The organism is Mesorhizobium sp. M7D.F.Ca.US.005.01.1.1, from assembly GCF_003952545.1.
GTDB lineage: Bacteria > Pseudomonadota > Alphaproteobacteria > Rhizobiales > Rhizobiaceae > Mesorhizobium > Mesorhizobium loti.
In genome coordinates this window covers 3,217,935-3,238,517 of the sequence record NZ_CP034453.1, presented here as the reverse complement: position 1 = coordinate 3,238,517, position 20,583 = coordinate 3,217,935, and the positions used below count along the sequence as shown (strand labels likewise).

The following is a 20,583-nucleotide window of genomic DNA, read 5'->3' as shown; positions in this document are numbered from 1 at the left end:
CCAAAGTGATCAGAGGCAGTTATCCAACGAAGGGCTAATTAAGGAAATGGAGAAACTGCAATGAAAACAATGATCATGTGCGCGTTGGCGCTTTCCATGGGATTGCCCGTTATGGCTTCGGCAGCCGAGGCCGATGTGGTTATCAGAACCCACCATCGACACCAAAACAGCGTCAAGATCATCAACGAAGATGGCCAGCGCTTGCACCATCGCCGCCACGGCGAGGTTGCGTTCTATGACCATGGGCGCCGGCATCATCGTCGAGACACCGTCGTCGTGACAGGCTCCGTCTCCACTCACCGCCACCACCGCCCGGTGGTGATCGAAAACGACGGCTACTGATCCCCCGACCCACGGCCCGGCTCTTGGGAGTCGGGTCGTTTTTCCTTGACGCGCCCAGCCGACAAATTTTGGACCTCAGGATCAAATTGAATGCTGGCGTGACCGCAAACCATTTGCCGACGCGCCGTCCGAAAGCTCACAGAATCTGACTCGCCTGAATGCTACGAGCTGCCGCTCGTGAAAGTTGAGGGTTCGCCCGCCACACAGGTACAGCGAGCGAACCCTATCAGCGCAGGAAGGGACATAACAGCGCCGATGTGTAAAACTCGTGGGCGACCTCCGGGATGCTCAGCCAAGAGCTATGCCCATCACTATGAAGGTGATGGCCACGGCGAAGACCGGTGCGAGCAACCAGCGCGCTTGGCCAACACTCCTCTCCATCAGCTTCCTCCCGCAAACGTGCAGCGGACAACGATCGCAAGCAGTGGCCGTTCCGAGCGACGCCCCAGATAAGACCATTGCGTTTTGCGATCGGACTTAGGTCCGGCTCCCTGCCCGACCGAAGCCCGACCTGGGAACCTTTTGCACTTGCCCCAAGTTCGGTTGGTTGGGCGCAAAGACCATCAAAAATGAAACGGATGACCATCATCATGTCGAACATTGAGACTGCAAGATCCCATGCCTTGGGGATGCGCGTCGCTGACCTCAAGGCCAAGATGGAGGAGGCCCAAATTACCGAGGGCGAAATGAAGGCCTTCCACAAGGTCGCTGCCATCATGGGGGACCGCCAGGGCCGAATTGAAAGCGACGACCTGATTGCCGCATCCTTCGTCACCGACACGCTGCCGAACAGCCAAAAGCCTTGAGTGACCATGCCAACAATCAGCAGACTTTTTGATTCCCATGCCCAAGCGGCCCGGGTCGCCGGCGACCTTGTGGCGGCCGGAATTCCTCGGGTACAGATTGCCGTCATCGGACCTTACAATGACGAAGTGGGATCTCTGCGGGCTTCCGCTTTGGGGGCCATCCTTGGCGCTGCCGCTGGCGGGTTGACCTGCCTGAGCGCAGTTGCAGCCGACGGCATCAGTGCTGCGAGCGTATGGGCGACAGCGGTCGCAGGCGCGGTCTGCGGCGGCATTGCTGGCGGCCTGCTTGGAACATTCACCGTGACAGCCGTGAAGACGGATGATCGCAGTAGTGCCGAGGGGATCGTTCTGGTAACGGCTCATGTCGATGAAAATGAGACCGACATCGCCCAGGCAGTGCTCGGCGGTTACGCCCCGACGACAATCGTCGCCGAAGCAGCGTGAGAATTTCCAGGGAATTGAATAAACAGCCCGACAACCGTTGTGGCCGGAGATCACCAAAATGCGCGAAAAGCCCGCCCCGGCGTCAGCCGAGACGGGCTCTCTCCGTTTACCAGTGATTGAATTAAAGCACTCGACGGGTACCAACTTCGAGTGCCCGAGAATGTTCCTGCCTTAGCCGGTAAGGCTGCGCGCAGTGGCAGGGTCCTTCGCAGTCGCAAACTTTGACGAAATGGCCTTCGGCCCTAGATAGTTCGGTGGGTACTATGGGTCGATGAAACGGCGAGCCGGATGCGACATGAATTTGAATTCGACGACAGCCTTGCCACCGGCCCTGATGATTGCACTGTTTCTTGTCGCTGGCTGTTCATCGATCAGCAGAACCGTCGATCCGGCGAAATACGATTCGATGACATGCACCGAGCTCAACAGCGCGCTGGGAGACATTGCCCGTAACATCTCGCAAACCGCAATCACCCGCGGCAAGGTCGTGAACACCAGTGTTCCGCGCTGGCTGCTGGGCGGCTCGCGCGTGAAGACCGCAGTCGCCGGCCGTGAAACGGCCAGGATCGACCGGCTGAAGCAGCAACAAGATGCCATGGTCGCGGTACGGGCAAACAAGTGCCCGCGGTCAACGGACTGAGTGAACAGACCATCTGCGGCTACTGCCTTCCAGTGGCTCAGGCGCTCAGGCGAAACCGCGTGACGTCGATCGCCGCGGCCATCAGCGTCTGAGTGTAGACGTGCTGCGGATTGCTGAAGATCGCCTCGGTCGGCCCCTCCTCAACGATCTTGCCCTGCTTCATGACAATGATGTAGTCGGCCATGGCGCGCACGACCGACAGATCGTGGCTAATGAAGAGGTAGGACAGTTCGTGATCTGCCTGCAGCTTGCGCAGCAGTTCGACGATCTGTTTCTGCACCGAGCGGTCGAGCGCCGAGGTCGGCTCATCCAGCACCACCAGCTTGGGCTTCAGGATCATGGCGCGGGCAATGGCGATGCGCTGTCGCTGGCCGCCGGAGAATTCGTGGGGATAGCGGTTGCGGGCATTGGGATCGAGGCCGACCTCGCGCAGGGCCTCGACCGCACGCAGGTCGCGTTGCTTGCCCGAAAGGTTCGGCTCGTGCACCAGCAGCCCTTCGGTGATGACCTGGCCGACAGTCATGCGCGGCGACAGCGAACCGAACGGATCCTGGAAGACGAGTTGCATCTGGCGCCGCAGCGGCCGCATCGCCTGCCGGTCGGCTTGGGAGATGTCGCGATCGCCAAAACGGATGAGGCCGTCGCTCGGCAACAGCCGCAGCAGGGCGCGGCCGAGGGTCGATTTGCCGGAACCGGATTCACCGACGATGCCGATGGTCTGGTTGCGTTGCAGCCTGATCGAAATGTGGTCGACGGCACGTAGCATCAGCGGCTCACCGGCAAGAAAGCCGCCGCCGATCTTGAACGTCACCTCGACATTCCTGCCTTCGAGCAGCACCGGGGCATTGGCGGGCGGCGGTGCCTTGCTGCCGGTCGGCTCGGCCGCCAGCAGCATTTTCGTATAGGCATGTTGCGGGTTGACGAAGATGGCTTCGGCCTCCCCCTCCTCGACAACCTCGCCCTGACGCATGACATAGACCCGGTCGGCAAAGCGCCGGACGATGCCAAGATCATGGGTGATGAAGACGATCGCCATGCCGAGCTTGCGCTGCAATTCGGCCAAAAGCATCAGGATCTGCGCCTGGATCGTCACGTCGAGCGCCGTCGTCGGCTCGTCGGCGATCAATATGTCGGGGTCGTTGGCGAGCGCCATGGCGATCATGACACGCTGGCGCTGGCCGCCCGACATTTCGTGCGGATAGGATTTCATGCGCCGCTCGGGATCGGGGATATGCACAAGCCGCAGCAGCTTGAGCGCCTCTTCATGCGCTTCGGCTGCATTTAGGCCCCGATGACGGCGGATCGGTTCGATCAGCTGGTTGCCGATCGAATAGAGCGGATCGAGCGAGGTCATCGGCTCCTGGAAGATCATGCTGATCTTGGCGCCGCGGACCTTGTTCAGCTCGGATTTGCTTAAAGTCAGAAGATTGCGGCCGCGATAATCGACACTGCCTGTCGCTTCGCCATTCGATGCCAGCAGGCTCATCGCCGCCATCATCGTCTGGCTCTTGCCGGATCCGGATTCGCCGACCACGGCAACGGTTTCGCCCGCGTTGACGTGGATGTTGATGCCCTTGACCGCCTCGACCGCGCCATCGAGCGTGCGGAAGCGAACACGCAGGTCTTTGACGCTGAGGATCGTTTCGGAAGCAGCCATTTCAGCGATCCCCATTATCGATCTCTCGGGTCGAGCGCGTCGCGCAGGCCATCGCCGACGAAGTTCAGTGCGAACAGCGTCGAGACGAGGAAGAAGGCGGGAAACAGGAGCAGCCAGTTGGCGGTGCCGATGTTCTTGGCGCCGACCGAGATCAGCACGCCCCAACTGGTCATCGGCTCCTGCACGCCGAGCCCGAGGAACGACAGGAAACTCTCCAGGATGATGACTTGCGGCACCAGCAGCGTCATGTAGATCACCACCGGACCAAGCAGGTTGGGGATAACATGGCGCAAGAGAATGCCGCGCTGGCCGACACCCATGGCTTCCGCCGCCTGGACATATTCCTGGCGGCGGATCGACAGTGCCTGGCCGCGCACGATGCGCGCCATGTCGAGCCACAGCACGGCGCCGACCGCCAGGAACATCAGCACGAAGTTGCGGCCGAAGAACACCACCAGCATGATGACGAAGAAGATAAAGGGCAAGGAATAGAGCACGTCGACGATGCGCATCATCACCTCGTCGACCTTGCCGCCGGCAAAGCCAGCCGCGGCGCCATAGACCACCCCGATGACCACCGCCACGACACCGGCGAGCAAGCCGATGGCCAGCGATATGCGCCCGGCCATCAGCGTGCGCGAGAGAAGATCGCGGCCGGTGTTGTCGGTGCCGAACAGGAAATATTGCTGCTCTATCGACGCGCTCATCGTCACTTCGAGGCCGTCGGGCGACTTGCTCTCGATCTTGGTGTCGTCAAAGGCATCGGAGCGGTCGAGATAGCGGATGTTGCGGTCGTCGATCGGCTTGGTCGACTTGACGGTAACGAAGACCTGGTTGCCTTCCTGCCGCCACTCCTTGATGTCGACCCGCATGCGCTTGATCGCTTCGGTGAGCGCCGTCTCGATCATGTCGGCCTTCGGATAGGCCGACATGCTCGGCGGCATGCGCACATAGTCGGCATAGATGGTGGTGTATTGATGCGGCACGAACCAGGGCCCGAACACGCTGACGACACCGATCAGGGCGAGGTAATACAGGCTGAACATGGCGGCGCGATTGGCCTTGAGGCGCGCCCAGGCATCACCCCAGAGCGAACGGCCGATGACGGCGGGAGCCGTGGCTGCGATGTCAGTCATAGCGCACCCTCGGGTCGACGACCGCGTACATGACGTCGACGATCAGGTTGAAGACGATGGTGAAGATGGCGATCACCACCACCGTTCCCATCACCAGCGTGTAGTCGCGGTTGAGCGCGGCATCGACGAAATAGCGGCCGACGCCCGGAATGGAGAAGATGGTCTCGACGATGACCGAGCCGGTCAGCAATGCCGCCGCTGCCGGGCCGGTAAAGGAGACGATCGGCAGGATGGCACCGCGCAACGCGTGCTTGACCACCACCGACCAGTCGGAAAGGCCAAGCGCGCGTGCCGTGCGAATATGGTGAGACCGCAAGGATTCGATCATCGAGCCGCGCATCAGCCGGGCGACGATGGCGATCTGCGGCAGAGCGAGCGTCAGCACCGGGCCGACCTTGTTGATGAAAGCACCATCGCCCCACCCACCGATCGGCAACAGCCTCCAGGTCAGCCCGAACAGGAGCTGGATCACCGGCGCGATGACGAAGGTGGGGATGGTGCTGCCGGCGGTTGCCAGCGCAATTACCGTATAGTCGCCGAGCTTGTTCTGGTTGAGCGCGGCAATGGTGCCGAGCACGGAACCGAGCAGGAGGGCCAGGACCAATGCCGAGGCACCAAGCTGGATTGAAATGGGCAAGCCCTTGGCGAAGAGTTCGGTGACGGTGAAATCCGGCATGTTGTAGCTCGGGCCGAAATTGCCGCGCAGCAGATTGCCGAGATAGTGGACGAATTGCAGCCAGAGCGGATCGTTGAGGCCGAACTGGGCTTCAAGGTTGGCCCTGATCTCGGGACTTAGCCCCCGCTCCTGGTTGAATGGACCGCCTGGTGCGACGCGCATCAGGAAAAACGCCATGGTCACGATGACGAACAGCGTCGGGATGGCGGTCAGAAGCCGCCGTAATACGTATCGCAACATCGGTGCCCCGCTTGATCCAGAGCAACGCCCGTCCAGCTGGACGGTTGCGCTCTAGCCTTCAAATCTTCGCACCGACATGCCGAAAATCGATTCCGGTTCCCGGGCCGATGCGATGGCAAACCAGCGCCGTCGCGCCCTTCGGGCGCGACGGCTTGGCCAGGGAGTTAGTCCTTGCTGACGAAGCGGGACGGATGCACGTCCATCACGTTGTCGACGAAGCCATGCAGCTTCGAGGAAACGATATCGTGGTAGCTGTAGTAGAGAAGCGGGATCTGGCCGACGTCATCGACGAGGATGCGCTCGGCGTCGGCAAGTTCCTTCATGCGCTCTTCGGGCTTGCCGCCGGCGGCGGCCGCCTTGTCCATGGCCGCTTCATAGGCCGGGCTGTTGTAGTCCGAATAGTTGTTGCCGCTGGCCTTGCGCGAGATGCCGAGGAAGGTTTCCGGATCCTTGTAGTCGGCGATCCAGGCGGCACGTGCTAAATCATAGTTGCCCTTCTGCTCGAGGAAGGAGTAGTGGGTCTTGGTGTCGGTGTTGAGCAGCGTGACGTCGACGCCAAGCGGCTTCAGCTGTTCCTGGATGGCGACCGCAGTGTTCTTGTGGTTTTCCGACGTGTTGTAGCGGATCTCCATCTTCAGTGGTTTTTCGGGCGTGTAGCCGAGTTTCTCGAGGATTTTCTTGGCTGCGTCCTCGCGGTCGATCTGCGGCATGTCGGCGTATTTGGCCATTGCGGGCGTGTAGCCCTCGATGCCGGGAGGCACCATCGAATAGCCGGGCAGCATCGAGTTCTGCCAGACTTTCTCGGCGAGGAAGTCGCGGTCGATCGCCATCGAGATGGCGTTGCGCAGCTCGACATTGTCCCACGGTGCCTTGTCGGTCTTGATCGCATAATAATAGGTGCCGAGATACGGGCCGACGTGGATCTGGTCGCCGAACTTGGTCTTGAGGTCAGCGAGCTGCTCAGTCGGGAGATCGTCGTAGCTGTCGAGTTCGCCGGCCTCGAAGCGCTTCATTGCCGATGAACGGTCCTCGGTCGGGATGTAGTTGACGACGTCGAACTTGACGGTCGCAGCGTCCCAGAATTTCGGATTCTTGACCAGCTTCATGTGATCGTTGGGAACCCATTCCGCCAGCGTATAGGCGCCGTTCGAAACGAGATTGCCGGGCTTGATCCAGTCGGCACCGAGCTTTTCGATGGAGGCCTTGCTGACAGGGTAGGTCGCCTGGTGGGTCAGCATCTCCAGGAAGTAAGGCGTCGGCGCTTTGAGCGAGACTTCCAGGGTATTTGCATCAATCGCCTTGACGCCCATATCCTCGGAATTGCCCTTCTTGGTGTTGAAGTCTTCCGCACCCTTCACCGGATACAGCATCGAGGCGTATTCGGCGCCGGTCGCCGGATCTTCCAGCCTGTGGAAAGCGTAGACGAAGTCATCCGCCGTCACCGGGCTGCCATCCGACCAGAGGCCGTCCTTGCGCAGCTTGAACGTATAGACGGTGCCATCGTCCGACACTGTCCAGCTCTCGGCGGCGCCGGGAATGACATTGGCCTTCTCGTCCTGCATGACCAGGCCCTGGAACAGGTCGCGCAGGACATTGGCTTCATAAACCGTCGAGGTCTTGTGCGGATCGACCGATTCCGATTCAGCGGCGGTGCCGCGGTTATAGACGGTCTCGGCGAAAGCCTGCGTGTAGAACGTGCCGGCGGCCAGCGTCATGGTTGTGGCGAACACCGTCGCCTTCAGCATGTTTTTCATCAGCATGAAGTTCTCCCTGTCGGCGCTGCCGTCGGCGCGCCTTCTAAGTGTTGACGCCCCGGAGCCGATATCTGACCCCTTTGAGCGCGCCACCGGTTCCCTCCGATGGCTGGTGGCAGGAGACTAGACAGGAGGTAAGCTCTTTTCAACCGAGTACTGATTGACCTTAAGTCAAGAACCAGAAGTCAAAGAAGACGTCCGCTAAATTAGTGCGAGCTTTCAATCATTCACAGCCGCAGGTTGCACCAAGAGTTTTCGCTTTTTGCATGCGAACTTTGGCATGCTCAGACCCATGGTTCGCAATCTCACTCCCATGGCCAGAGGCCGCCAATTCCGGATAGATGCTTCGGGAACTTCGGCGGTTGAGTTCGCCCTGCTCTCCCCAATCTTCATCCTGATCCTGCTCGGTATGGTTGCATACGGCATATATTTCGGTGCGGCGAACTCGATCCAGCAAATCGCGGCGGACGCCGCCCGGACAGCCATTGCGGGGACGAACCAGACCGAACGGCAAACACTGGTGGCGAGCTTCGTCACCAACAATGCCGGCGGATATCCTTTCGTGGATGTCAGCAAGCTGACCTACCAGGCCAATGACAGCGTGGCCGATGGAAGTCAGTTCGTCGTGTCCATCCAATACGATGCCCGCAACTTGCCGATCTGGAATCTTTTCCCAGGCATAGCGATGCCAGGCACCACGATCACGCGCCAGTCAACGATCAGGGTCGGGGGCATCTGAATGTTGCTGCGTGAGCGCAAGGAGATCTTCCGGCTTGCACGGTTGATGTTGGGCGACAGAAAGGCCAATTTCGCCGTTATGACGGCGCTCATGGCGCCGGTCGCGCTGGCGCTGGCCGCAGTAGCTATCGACGAAGCCTCGATCTACACCGAACGCCGCGAAGCGCAGGCAATGGTGGATCTGGCGGCGATCACCGCCGCCTCGAACATAACCAACATCAACACCGCCGTCGTGACCACGTTAACAGACAACGGCATGCCAAATGTTGTCGTTGAAGCCTCGGGACAGGCGATCGCTCCGGCCGTCGGCAAAACCGTGGTGTCGGTCACACCAGGGCGATACGCGGCATCCGGCGCCAATTTGAGCCAGCGCTTCCAGGCCAGCGTAACCCCCTACAATGCCGTCCGTGTGACCCTGAAGAAGATCCCTGCCCGCTATTTCGCGAGTTCGCTGATCCCCTCTCCCGTCATCGGTACCCAGGCCACGGCCAGCATGACGCCGCAGGCGACGTTCTCGGTCGGGTCGAGGCTCGCCAGCGTCAATGGCGGCATCCTCAACGCACTTCTCGGCAGTCTTCTCGGCGGCAACATTTCGCTCAGCGTCATGGACTACAACGGATTGATCTCGGCCGACGTCAGTGTCCTCTCCTTCATAAATGCCCTTGCCACACAAGTGAACGTGACCGGCGGCACCTATTCGGATGTGCTGGCCTCCAAGGCGACCGTCGGTCAGATTGCTACCGCCATGGCCAACGTGCCCGGACTTGGCAACACGGCCAAGGTCGCCCTGCAGACGATTGCTTCCAAGTCGACCAGCACGGTCAAGATCCCGCTCAGCAGCCTTGTCGACCTCGGCTCCGCAGGCAGCCTTGGACTGGGACAAACCCCGACAGGCCTTGGGGTCGATGCCAGCGCCATGGGAATGCTGACCGCCGCCGCCGTGCTGGCAAACGGCACCAACCAGGCTCAGGTCAATCTCGGAGCCACCATACCCGGGCTTTTGTCCACCACGCTTACCATTGCCATTGGCGAGCCGGCGCAATCCTCGCCTTGGCTCGCCGTCGGTGGAATCGGCACCACGGTGCGCACCGCCCAGACGCGTATCAAGCTGGTGGCGACCGTCGGGGTCGGCACGCCCGGTCTCGGTGGCGGCATCAGCCTGCTGGCCGTCAATCTGCCGCTCAATGTGGAAGTCGCCTATGCCGAAGCCAAACTGACCGACATCACCTGTCCAACAGGGCCTTCCAGCATCAAGGTTTCCATCGCCGCGCACCCAGGCATTGCCTCGCTACACCTGGCCAACAGCAACAGCTCAGGCTTTGGCGACTTCAGCCAACCGCAGACATTCACCGACGCGGAAATCGCGGATGTGAGTCTGAAGCTGCTGCTGATCAACATTCCGCTGATACAGGTGATGGGCTCCGCCGCCACAGCGATCACCAACAACAACCCGACGACGCTGACCTTCGACGCAGCCGATATCACCAACAAGACGATCAAGACCGTTTCGACGCGCAACATCACGCAGTCGCTCACCACGTCGCTGGTCAGCAACCTGTCGCTTTCGGTCAATGCGCTTGGTCTGGGAATCGATCTGACCGCCCTGCTCGGAACGGTTAAGCCGGCAGTGGTGGCTGTCCTCAACGGTATAACGGCACCGGTCGACGACCTGCTCTACAATGTGCTTTCAGCCCTTGGCGTGGGTGTCGGCGAGGCCGATGTGCGGGTTACCGGCGCGACTTGCGGACGCTCGGTACTCGTCCAGTAAAGACGGCCGAGCCATCAATCGAGGCGACCAAGGAAGTATCCGAGCGCGGGCAACGAAAGTTCGGCCTCGTCGATGACCGCCGCATCGCCGTCAAGCTTTGCGATTGCTCCGACATCAGGCGGCAACGGCCAAGTCCCCTGCTCCCCAGCGAAATTGAAGACACAGAGCAATCTTTCACCGCCGCCTTCGCGGACGAATGCGAGCACGTCGCCCTCAGCGTCAAGAAAGCGGATCGACCCTGATACCAGCGCCTCGTGCCCCCTGCGCAACGCCAGCGCGGCCCGATAGGACGCGAGCACCGATGCCATGTCGGCATTCTGGACGTCGACCGCGCGGGCGCGATGGCTGGCCGGTATCGGCAGCCATGGCCTGGCCGTCGAGAAACCCGCATTGTCGGCGCCGGCCTCCCAGACCATCGGTGTGCGACACCCATCCCTGCCCTTGACGCCCGGCCAGAAGCGGATGCCGACGGGATCGCGCAGATCCTCATAGGCAAGCTCCGCCTCTTCCAGGCCGAGTTCCTCGCCCTCGTAGAGGCAGATCGAGCCGCGCAGGCAGGACAGCAGCGTGATCGAGAATCTGGCGATGGCGTCGGGATCGCTGCCCGGCCTTGTCCAGCGGCTGACATGGCGCACCACATCATGGTTGGAAAACGCCCAGCAGACCCAGCCATCGGGAACGGTCGCCTCGAAAGCTTCGACGCAGCCACGCACATGTGTCGCCGAGAACTGCGGGCCGAGCAGGTCGAAGGTGTAGCACATATGCAGCTTGTCGCGGCCTGAGGTGTAGGCGGCGAGCGTCTGCAATGAGCGGCCTTCATCGCCGATTTCGCCGACGGCGGCACGATCCTCGTACTCATCGAGCAGGGCCCTGAAGCGGCGAAGGAATGCCAGGTTTTCCGGCTGCGTCTTGTCGAACAGATGCTCCTGGTAGAGATAGGTGTTGGTCTCGCTGTTGGTGCCGGCGACACTCGACGCCAAAGGCGGATTGCCGCGCAGCCAGCGGTCGTGGACATAGTAATTGACCGTGTCGAGCCGGAAACCGTCGACGCCGCGCTCCAGCCAGAAGCGCACCGTTTCCAGAAGCGCGTCCTGAACCTCCGGATTGTGGAAATTCAGATCGGGCTGCGAGGCGAGGAAATTGTGCATGTAATACTGCCGGCGGGTCGAATCCCATTCCCAGGCCGGGCCACCGAAGACGGAGAGCCAATTGTTGGGCGCGCTGCCATCGGGCTTGGTATCGGCCCAGATATACCAGTCGGACTTAGGGTTATCGCGGCTGGCGCGGCTTTCGACAAACCAGTCGTGCTTGTCGGATGAATGGGACAGCACCTGGTCGATGATGATCTTTAGGCCAAGACGATGCGCTTCGGCGACCAGCGCATCGAAATCCTCAAGCGTGCCGAACATCAGATCAACATCGCAGTAATCCGACACGTCATAGCCCATATCGGCCATCGGCGACTTGAAGAAAGGCGACAGCCAGACGGCGTCGACACCAAGCGAGGCGACATGGGCGAGTCTCGATGTAATGCCGGCGAGATCTCCGCTGCCGTCGCCGGTCGTGTCCTGGAAGGAGCGCGGATAGATCTGGTAGATGACGCAACCGCGCCACCATCCGGCCTTGTCACTTGCCGCCATTGCGCTTCTCCCTTGTGCCGGCCTGCGCTCGTTCGATCATGAAGATCACCGTCCGCCCCGATACCGGGCGCGAGATGTCCACTGCATCGCCTGTCTCCAGGGCTGGCGCCCAGAAAAATCCTTCGCGCTCGGGCAACGTGACCATGCAGGCCCGGCGATCGCCGTTGATGATGACGGCAAGGCGGCTGGCGCCGCCCAGGATCATGACCAGGCGGTGCCGCTGCGGATCTTGCCAGCTCTGTTCGTCGAGCGGCGCGCCTGTCTCGGTCAGCCATGCGACGTCCGGTATCTCCGAACCTGCCGGTGGCTGGCCAGTGAGGAAACCTGTGTCGGAAAACGCGGGCACTGTGCGACGCAGCGCCGCGAGCTGCGCCGTGTAGAGTTCCAGCGGCTGATCGCGGCCGGCCCAGTCGAGCCAGGTGATCGCGTTGTCCTGCGCATAGGCGTTGTTGTTGCCTTGCTGGGTCCGGCCGAATTCGTCGCCCGCGGTCAGCATGATGGTGCCGCGTGAGGCAAACAGCGTGGCGAGCAGCGCACGCTGGTCGTTGAGGCGAGCCGCGGCCATGGCCGGGTCGTCCGCATCACCCTCGACACCATTGTTCCACGACAGGTTCTCATCGTGGCCGTCGCGGTTCTGCTCGCCATTGGCTTTGTTATGCTTGTGTTCGTAGCGCACGATGTCGGCGAGCGTCATGCCGTCGTGGGCGGCGATGAAATTGACACTGCGGCTGGCGCCTTGCCCGTTCGCGGCAAACACATCGGACGAACCGGCAAGCCGGGTCGCCAGGGCGCCGACCATGCCGGCGTCGCCACGCCAGAAGCGCCTGACATCGTCGCGGTACTTGTCGTTCCATTCGAGGAAAGGCGGCGGGAAATTGCCAAGCTGATAGCCATCCGGACCGATGTCCCACGGCTCGGCGACCAACACACGATCGGCCAGCAGCGCGTCGTCGCGCATCGCTCTCAGCAGCGGCGCCTCGGCATCGAATGTGCCTTCAACCCGCCCCAGGATGGGCGCCAGGTCGAAGCGGAAGCCATCGACCCCAGCATCCCGGACAAAATGGCGAAGCGTGTCGAGGACCATTTCCTCGACGATGTGATGGTCACAAGCGACCGTGTTGCCGGTCCCGGTGTCATTGACCAGCCTGCCGTCTGATGTGTGCCGGTAATAGGCGTGGTTGTCGAGGCCGCGCAGCGACAGCGTCGGGCCTAGCCTATCGCTCTCGCCGGTGTGGTTGAAGACGAGATCGAGGATGACGCCGATGCCAGCCTGGCGCAGCACGGCAACCGTGTTTCGCAATTCCATGATGCCGCCCGGCGCCAGACGCGGATCAAGGGCCATAAACGTGACGGGATTGTAGCCCCAGGCATTGCGCAGCCCAAGCGGCGGCAGATGCCGCTCGTCGATCGACGCGGTTACCGGCATCAGTTCGACCGCGCCAACGCCGAGTTTCTTCAGGTGCTCGACAACCAGCGGATGAGCGAGAGCGGCAATGGTGCCGCGCAACTTTTCCGGGACGTCCGGATTCTGCATGGTGAAGGCGCGCACCGGCACTTCGTAGATCAGGCCGCCGGGCTGGAAGAGCGGCGGCGCAGCCTGCACTGGCTTCGGCAAGGCAGCGGCAATCGCCTTCGGCATCAGTTGCGCGGTATCGGCCCCCTCGCCCCGGCGCTGGGCCAGCCGCCAGTCATAGGTGTAGGACCTGTCGATCTCGACCGCGTAAGGGTCGGTGAGGAGCTTGGCGGGGTCGAACCACAGCCCGCGCTCCGGCGCGTAGTCGCCATCGGCGCGAAAGCCGTAGCGGGTGCCAGGGCCAAGGCCCGCAACGAACAGCGCATGGACGCCCTCGCCTTGCGGCTGCAGTTCGAGCCGTTCGATTTCCCGCTTGCCCTGTTCGTCGAAGATCGAGACCCAGAGCCGGCGGGCGGCCTGCGACCACGCGGCAAAGCGGATGCCGCCCTCCGAAACAAGTCCGCCAAATCGCGGCCGATCAGCGGCCGGCATCGCAGATTTCATTAAGTGATAACGCTTGGCTTGGGGCGGCCGGTATGACTGTGAATCCCGGCAATATCATCGGCCGCGGCAATCAGATCGGCAAGGGCGGCCTGCGTGTCGAGATCGTGCCTCGACTTGTCCGGCTCGTAGCGCTCGATGTAGACGCGCAACGTCGCGCCCGACGTGCCGGTGCCGGAAAGCCGGAAGACGACGCGCGAGCCGCCTTCGAACAAGATCCTGATTCCCTGGTTCTTGCTCACCGAACCGTCGACCGGGTCGTGATAGGCAAAGTCGTCCGCATTGGCGATCTTCAGGCCGCGCACGCTGGTGCCGGGCAGCGAAGCGAGCTTGGCACGCAACTCGTCGACCAGCGCATTCGCCCGGTCGCTCTCGACCTCTTCATAGTCGTGCCGCGAATAGTAATTGCGGCCATAGGTCGCCCAGTGCTCGGTGACGATCTGCTTGCAGCTTTCGCCGCGCGCGGCAAGGATGTTGAGCCACAGCAGCACCGCCCACAGGCCGTCCTTTTCGCGGACATGGTTGGAGCCGGTGCCGGCACTTTCCTCACCGCAGATTGTCGCCATGTCGGCATCCAGCAGATTGCCGAAGAACTTCCAGCCGGTCGGCGTCTCATAGATGCCGATGCCGAGTTTTTCAGCAACACGATCGGCCGCGCCGCTGGTCGGCATCGAGCGGGCAATGCCTTTCAAACCGGCCTTGTAGCCGGGCGCCAGGCGGGCGTTGGCGGCGAGCATGGCGACCGAATCCGACGGGGTGACGAAAATGCCCTTGCCGATGATCAAATTGCGATCGCCGTCACCATCCGAGGCGGCGCCGAAATCCGGCGCGTCCGGTCCCATCATCTCGTCATAGAGGTGTTTGGCGTGGACAAGATTCGGGTCCGGATGGTGGCCGCCGAAATCCGGCAGCGGCTTGAAATTGCGGCAGGTGCCGTTGGGCGCGCCAAGCCGGTTTTCCAGGATTTCCTTGGCGTAAGGGCCGGTCACCGCATGCATGGCGTCGAAGCGCATGCGGAAGCTGGATTTGAACAATTTGCGAAGTGCGTCGAAATCGAACAGGCTTTCCATCAGTTCGGCATAGTCGGCGACCGGGTCGATGATCTCGACCGTCATGCCGGCGGCCTTGACCGTGCCTGTTGTGTCGATGTCGATCGGATCGATGTCGGCGATCTTGAAGCTCGAAATCGTCTTGGTCTTTTCGAAGATCGCGTCGGTCAGCTTTTCCGGCGCCGGGCCGCCATTGCCGGCATTGTACTTGATGCCGAAATCCTCGTGCGGACCGCCCGGATTGTGGCTGGCCGACAGGATGATGCCGCCAAAGGTCTTGTATTTGCGGATGACATGCGAGGCGGCGGGCGTCGACAGGATGCCGCCCTGCCCGACCATCACCTTGCCGAAGCCGTTGGCGGCGGCCATGGCGATGGCCTTCTGGATGACCTCGCGGTTATAGAAGCGGCCATCGCCGCCAATCACCAGCGTCTTGCCCTTGAAGCCATCGAGCGCGTCGAAGATCGACTGGATGAAATTCTCGGCATAGTGCTCCTGCTGAAAGACAGGCACCTTCTTGCGCAGGCCCGACGTGCCAGGCTTCTGATCGGAATAGGGTTTGGTGGGAACGGTCCGTATCATGCTTCAGGCAACCCTTTTCGAAAGCAGCAAGCGATAGAGTTCAACATATTTGTCCGCGCTCTTGTCCCACGACACGTCGGCCTTCATGCCCTGGCGCTGCAGCGATTCCCAGACCGCCGGACTGGCATGCGCGTCGACGAGGCGGCGGATGGCGTGTAGCAAGGCGCCGCCATTGTTGGGCGCGAACTGGAAGCCGGTGGCGACGCCGGCCGAGACGGCGGCCTCATTGGCATCGATGACCGTATCGGCCAGGCCGCCGGTGCGGGCAACCACCGGCACGCAGCCGTAACGCAGGCCGTAAAGCTGCGTCAGCCCGCACGGTTCGAAGCGTGAGGGAATGACGATGGCATCGCAACCGCCCTGCATGATGTGCGACAGCCCCTCGTCGTAGCCGACGACGACCCCGATACGGCCGCGATGCCTGGCGGCGGCGGCAAGCAGCGCACCTTCGAGGCCGGCATCGCCTGAGCCCAGGATGGCCAGGCGTGCTCCTGTGGCAACGATGCCGTCGACCACCAGCGCCAGTATGTCCATACCCTTCTGCCAGGTCAGGCGGCTGACGACACAGACGATCGGGCTGTCGTCGCGATCGAGGCTGAAGCGCTCCTCGACGGCGGCCCTGTTGGGCGCGCGCGCCTTCAGCGTGCTCGCCGTGTAGGGGGACACCAGATGCTTGTCGGTTTCGGGATCCCAGATGCCAGTGTCGATGCCGTTGACGATGCCATAGAGATCGCTGGAGCGCATGTTGATGAGGCCGTCGAGGCCCATGCCGAATTCCGCCGAGCGGATTTCCTGCGCATAGGTCGGGCTGACCGTGGTGATCGCCCAGGCGGCCTGCAGGCCCGCCTTGAGGAAGCCGACGCCGCCATAATATTCAACGCCGTCAAGCGCCATCGCCGCTGCCGGCAAGCCAAGCTCGCCGAAGATGCCGGCGCCGAACTGGCCCTGGAAGGCGAGATTATGAACGGTCATCATCGACGGTATGCCGACCGCCTTGCCGTAGCGCATGTAGGCCAGTGTCATCGCCGACTGCCAGTCGTGGGCATGGACGATGTCGGGCTGGTAGCCCGAGATGGCACCGCCGGCGATATCGCCGCCGACCTGGCTCAGCGCCGCGAAGCGCCGCCAGTTGTCGGGCCAATCGACGCCGGTCGCATTGCCATAAGGACCGCCGGGACGGTCGAACAGGTGCGGCGCGTCGAGCACGAACAGCTCGAGCCCGGCAAGCTGGACGGAGTGGACAGAGCCCTTGCCGCCCTGCAGCAAGGGATATTGCAGAACCGCCCTCTTTTTCTTGAAGGCGGCCATAACGGTTGGAAAACCGGGAATGAGCGTGCGCATGGTCACGCCCTTGGCGGCCAGCGCAATGGGCAGCGCGCCGGTCACGTCGGCAAGCCCGCCGGTCTTGATCAGCGGGAAAATCTCGGGCGTGACCGACAGAACCTGCATGCGCCTATAATCCGATCCTGTCTGTCCTAGAGTTCTTTGTCTTGACGCAATTCCGGACGGAAAACCGTTTCTCACTTTTCCTGGAATTGCTCTAAAGCGCCAGCTTGTCGATCATATCCTGTGTGACCAGGCAGATGCCTTTTTCGGAAACGCGGAAGCGCTTGGCGTCGAGGACGGGATCTTCGCCGACCACCAGCCCTTCCGGTATCCTAACACCATGGTCGATGACCACGCGCTTCAACTTTGCGTTCCGGCCGACATGAACGTCGGGCAGCATGACGACTTCTTCCAGCGTAGAATAGGAATTGATGCGCGCCCCGGTGAAGATCAGGCTTCTCTTCAGCGAAGCCCCCGAGACGATGCAATCGCCCGAGACAAGCGAGGACACGGCCGAACCGCGGCGGCCATCCTCGTCATGCACGAACTTTGCCGGCGGCTTCAATTCGGCATAGGTCCAGATCGGCCAGTCGCGGTCGTAGAGGTCGAGCTCCGGCGTGATATCGGTCAGGTCGATGTTGGCTTCCCAATAGGCGTCGACCGTTCCGACGTCGCGCCAATAGGCCTCGTTCTCGGCGGTCGAGCGGACGCAGGACTTGGCGAAGCGGTGCGCAATCGCCTTACCGTGCTGGACGATATAGGGGATGATGTCCTTGCCGAAGTCGCGGCTCGAGCCCGGCTCGGCAGCATCGCGGCGCAACTGCTCCATCAGGAACTTGGTCTTGAAGACATAGATGCCCATCGAGGCCAGCGCAAACTCCGGCTTGTCGGGAATGCCGGGCGGGTCGGCGGGTTTTTCGACGAAGGCGATAATGTTGTCCTTGGCATCGACATGCATGACGCCGAAGCCGGTGGCTTCCATGCGCGGCACTTCGAGGCAGCCAACGGTGACGTCGGCATTGGCGTCGACGTGCTGGCGAAGCATCATCTCGTAGTCCATCTTGTAGATGTGGTCGCCGGCCAGGATGACCATGTATTCAGGCCCATAGGCCTCGATGATGTCGATGTTCTGGTAGACGGCGTCGGCGGTGCCCTCATACCATTGTGTTTCCGAGACGCGCTGGCTGGCCGGCAGGATGTCAAAACTCTCGTTTCGCTCGGGCCGTAGGAAGTTCCAGCCGCGCTGCAGATGGCGGATCAGCGAATGCGCCTTGTACTGGGTGGCGACACCGAGGCGGCGAATGCCGGAATTCAGAGCATTGGAGAGCGCGAAGTCGATGATGCGCGTCTTGCCGCCGAAATAGACAGCCGGCTTGGCACGCCGGTCGGTCAGTTCCTTGAGGCGGCTGCCGCGGCCGCCGGCCAATACATAGGCCATGGCATCGCGCGCCAGCGGCTGGGTCCGTTTCAAGTCTGCCATTTTTACCCTCCCAAGTTACTCGATCTCGACATGCATCCAGTTTCGATGGGCTCAGTCCGCGACGAGTTCGAGCATGATCGTCGACAGCGGCGGCAAAAGCATCGTCGCGGAGATGCTTCCTCCCTCCGCCCGCGCCTCGACCATGCCGCCATTGCCCTTGCCGGAACCGCCATATTCAGAAGCGTCGGTGTTGATGATCTCGCGCCATTTGCCGGCCGTCGGCAACGGCACGCGATAATTGTCGCGCGGCACCGGCGTAAAATTGGAAATGACGGCCACCGGGTTGCCACCCGGTGCGCTGCGCAGCCAGGCAAAAACCGAATTCTGGCTGTCGTCGACGATTAGCCAGGAAAACCCTTCCGGCTCGCAGTCGCGGCCATGCAGCGCCGGGCGCGAACGGTAGAGATAGTTGAGATCGCGCACCGTCTGCCAGACGCCGCGATGCGGCCGGAACTCAAGCAGGTTCCAGTCGAGCGCGCGCGCCTCGCTCCATTCGCGGCGCTGCGCGAACTCCTGCCCCATGAACAGGAGCTTCTTGCCGGGATAACCCCACATGAAAGCGTAGTAGGCGCGTAGCGTCGCGAATTTCTGCCAGTCGTCGCCGGCCATCTTGCCAAGCAGCGTGCCTTTACCGTGCACGACCTCGTCATGCGAGAGCGGCAGCACGAAATTTTCCGAGAAGGCGTAGGTCAGGCCGAAGGTGAGGTCGTTGTGGTGATGCTTGCGGAAGATGGGCTCCTTGGAGAAATACTCCAGCGTGTCGTGCATGAAGCCCATGTTCCACTTGAAGCCGAAGCCCAGGCCGCCTTCATGCACCGGTGCCGAGACCTTCGGCCATGAGGTCGATTCTTCGGCGATGGTCATCACGCCCGGATGGTGGCCGTAGACCTCCTTGTTCATCTTCTGCAGGAAGCTGACCGCCTCGAGGTTCTCCCGGCCGCCCTTCTCGTTGGGGATCCATTCGCCGGCCTTGCGCGAATAGTCGAGGTAGAGCATCGAGGCGACCGCATCGACGCGAAGTCCGTCGACATGGTATTTCTCGGCCCAGAACAACGCGTTGTTGACGAGGAACGACACAACCTCGCGGCGGCCGAAATTGTAGATCGCGGTGTTCCAGTCGGGATGAAAACCCTTGCGCGGATCGGCATGTTCATAGAGCGCGGTGCCATCGAAATTGGCCAGGCCATGCGCGTCGACCGGGAAATGCGCCGGCACCCAGTCGAGGATGACGCCGACGCCGGCGCGGTGGGCGCCATCGACGAAACGAGCAAAGCCGTCCGGGTCGCCGAAGCGGGCCGACGGCGCGTAGAGGCCGGTCGTCTGGTAGCCCCAGGACGGGTCATAGGGGTGTTCAGAGATCGGCATGAATTCGATATGAGTGAAACCGGTCTCGACCACATAGGGGATCAGCCGGTCGGCCAACTCATCCCATGACAGGAACGTACCGTCGTCGTGAAGCTGCCAGGAGCCGGCATGGACCTCGTAGATCGAGATGGCTTCGCGCCGGTGATCGGCATTGCGCCAGAAATTGCGGTGCGCCTCGTCGCCCCACTCATGCGCCGGCGGCACGGCCACGACCGAAGCGGTGGCCGGACGCAGTTCGGATTTGAAGGCGAACGGGTCGGCTTTCAGCGGGAGTCTTACGCCATCGGGGCCGATGATCTCGTATTTGTAGGGCCGTCCGGCACCGATGTCGGGTACGAACAGTTCCCAGATGCCGGTGTCGCGGCGATCACGCATCGTGTGCCGGCGGCCGTCCCATTCGTTGAAGTCACCGACCACCGAGACGCGCCGAGCATTGGGAGCCCAGACGGCGAAATGCACTCCGGAAGCGCCTTCGTGGTCAATGACATGGGCGCCGAGCTTGTCGAACAACCTTAGGTGCGAGCCTTGGGCGATGTAGTAGTCGTCCATCGGGCCAAGCACCGGACCGAACGAATAGGGATCGGTCAGCCACCAGTCGCCGCCGGCATTGCGCGCGTGATAGCGCAGGGGCTGCCGCTTCCTGATCGAGAGCTTGCCTTCGAAAAAGCCGCCATCGTCGCGCCTGGACAGTTCACCCGCTATGGTGCCGGTCAGCGTATAAGCGGTGACGAATTCCGCATGCGGAACGAAGCATCGGGCATACAGGCTCTTGCCGACCTCATGGACACCAAGGACCGCGAAGGGATCTCCGTGCGTGCCGGCAACAATCGCCGCAACATCGCTGGCTGGCGCCAGTCCGTCCGGCCCGCTTGTCGCAGCGGTCGCGCGCGGCTTCTTCATCAGGCAGTGTCCCTCCCCGGGCACCA

General features: G+C 61.9%; 16 protein-coding genes. 6 read left to right on the top strand and 10 right to left on the bottom strand.

All coding sequences use genetic code 11. The annotated features are described in order from the left end of the window. Positions 1-60 precede the first annotated feature (60 nt). From EJ076_RS15405 to EJ076_RS15390, 4 genes are all read left to right on the top strand, one after another. On the top strand, positions 61-342 hold the full coding sequence (locus EJ076_RS15405) for a hypothetical protein (protein WP_109662451.1): 282 nt from the start codon (positions 61-63) through the stop codon (positions 340-342). 590 nt (positions 343-932) lie between these two features. Continuing rightward, positions 933-1,148, top strand: coding sequence for a hypothetical protein (locus EJ076_RS15400; RefSeq protein ID WP_109663311.1), 216 nt, complete (start codon positions 933-935; stop codon positions 1,146-1,148). Positions 1,149-1,154: 6 nt separating this feature from the next. Then, positions 1,155-1,592 (top strand): hypothetical protein, encoded by a 438-nt coding sequence (locus EJ076_RS35220; protein WP_164548649.1) that lies wholly within the window; start codon positions 1,155-1,157, stop codon positions 1,590-1,592. A gap of 295 nt (positions 1,593-1,887) precedes the next feature. Further along, positions 1,888-2,232, top strand: a complete 345-nt coding sequence (locus EJ076_RS15390; RefSeq protein WP_109662448.1) for a hypothetical protein — start codon at positions 1,888-1,890, stop codon at positions 2,230-2,232. 37 nt (positions 2,233-2,269) lie between these two features. Here the strand turns inward: EJ076_RS15390 and EJ076_RS15385 are convergent, their stop codons facing one another. From EJ076_RS15385 to EJ076_RS15370, 4 genes are all read right to left on the bottom strand, one after another. Then, the gene (locus tag EJ076_RS15385; RefSeq protein WP_109662446.1) at positions 2,270-3,889 is read right to left on the bottom strand and encodes an ABC transporter ATP-binding protein; all 1,620 of its coding nucleotides are present in this window, start codon (positions 3,887-3,889) and stop codon (positions 2,270-2,272) included. Positions 3,890-3,903: 14 nt separating this feature from the next. Further along, the gene (locus tag EJ076_RS15380) at positions 3,904-5,025 is read right to left on the bottom strand and encodes an ABC transporter permease subunit (RefSeq protein WP_126068455.1); all 1,122 of its coding nucleotides are present in this window, start codon (positions 5,023-5,025) and stop codon (positions 3,904-3,906) included. Further along, entirely contained in the window at positions 5,018-5,941 is a 924-nt protein-coding gene (locus EJ076_RS15375; protein WP_126068454.1) for an ABC transporter permease subunit, read from the bottom strand. The genes EJ076_RS15380 and EJ076_RS15375 overlap by 8 nt, the downstream gene beginning before the upstream one ends. A gap of 164 nt (positions 5,942-6,105) precedes the next feature. Next, a complete protein-coding gene (locus EJ076_RS15370; RefSeq protein ID WP_126071065.1) occupies positions 6,106-7,698 on the bottom strand; it encodes a peptide ABC transporter substrate-binding protein in 1,593 nt (530 codons plus the stop codon). 310 nt (positions 7,699-8,008) lie between these two features. Here EJ076_RS15370 and EJ076_RS15365 point away from each other — a divergent pair, with 310 nt between their 5' ends. Next, complete coding sequence (locus tag EJ076_RS15365; RefSeq protein ID WP_109662438.1) at positions 8,009-8,434, top strand: TadE/TadG family type IV pilus assembly protein; 426 nt, start codon at positions 8,009-8,011, stop codon at positions 8,432-8,434. After that, positions 8,435-10,201, top strand: coding sequence for a TadG family pilus assembly protein (locus EJ076_RS15360; protein ID WP_126068453.1), 1,767 nt, complete (start codon positions 8,435-8,437; stop codon positions 10,199-10,201). Between the two features lie 14 nt (positions 10,202-10,215). Here EJ076_RS15360 and EJ076_RS15355 read toward each other — a convergent pair whose 3' ends face one another. The 6 genes from EJ076_RS15355 to glgB all read right to left on the bottom strand — a co-directional run bounded on the left by EJ076_RS15355 (position 10,216) and on the right by glgB (position 20,557). Then, on the bottom strand, positions 10,216-11,841 hold the full coding sequence (locus tag EJ076_RS15355; RefSeq protein WP_126068452.1) for an alpha-glucosidase family protein: 1,626 nt from the start codon (positions 11,839-11,841) through the stop codon (positions 10,216-10,218). Next, entirely contained in the window at positions 11,828-13,846 is a 2,019-nt protein-coding gene (glgX, locus tag EJ076_RS15350; protein ID WP_126068451.1) for a glycogen debranching protein GlgX, read from the bottom strand. The genes EJ076_RS15355 and glgX overlap by 14 nt, the downstream gene beginning before the upstream one ends. Before the next feature lie 11 nt (positions 13,847-13,857). Then, the gene (locus EJ076_RS15345) at positions 13,858-15,486 is read right to left on the bottom strand and encodes an alpha-D-glucose phosphate-specific phosphoglucomutase (protein WP_126068450.1); all 1,629 of its coding nucleotides are present in this window, start codon (positions 15,484-15,486) and stop codon (positions 13,858-13,860) included. 3 nt (positions 15,487-15,489) lie between these two features. Further along, entirely contained in the window at positions 15,490-16,935 is a 1,446-nt protein-coding gene (gene glgA / locus EJ076_RS15340; protein WP_126068449.1) for a glycogen synthase GlgA, read from the bottom strand. A gap of 91 nt (positions 16,936-17,026) precedes the next feature. Continuing rightward, positions 17,027-18,292 carry a glucose-1-phosphate adenylyltransferase gene (gene glgC, locus EJ076_RS15335; RefSeq protein WP_109662424.1) on the bottom strand — a complete coding sequence of 422 codons (1,266 nt, stop codon included), beginning with the start codon at positions 18,290-18,292 and terminating at the stop codon, positions 17,027-17,029. 51 nt (positions 18,293-18,343) lie between these two features. Next, a complete protein-coding gene (glgB, locus tag EJ076_RS15330) occupies positions 18,344-20,557 on the bottom strand; it encodes a 1,4-alpha-glucan branching protein GlgB (RefSeq protein WP_109662422.1) in 2,214 nt (737 codons plus the stop codon). Between the last annotated feature and the right edge of the window lie 26 nt (positions 20,558-20,583).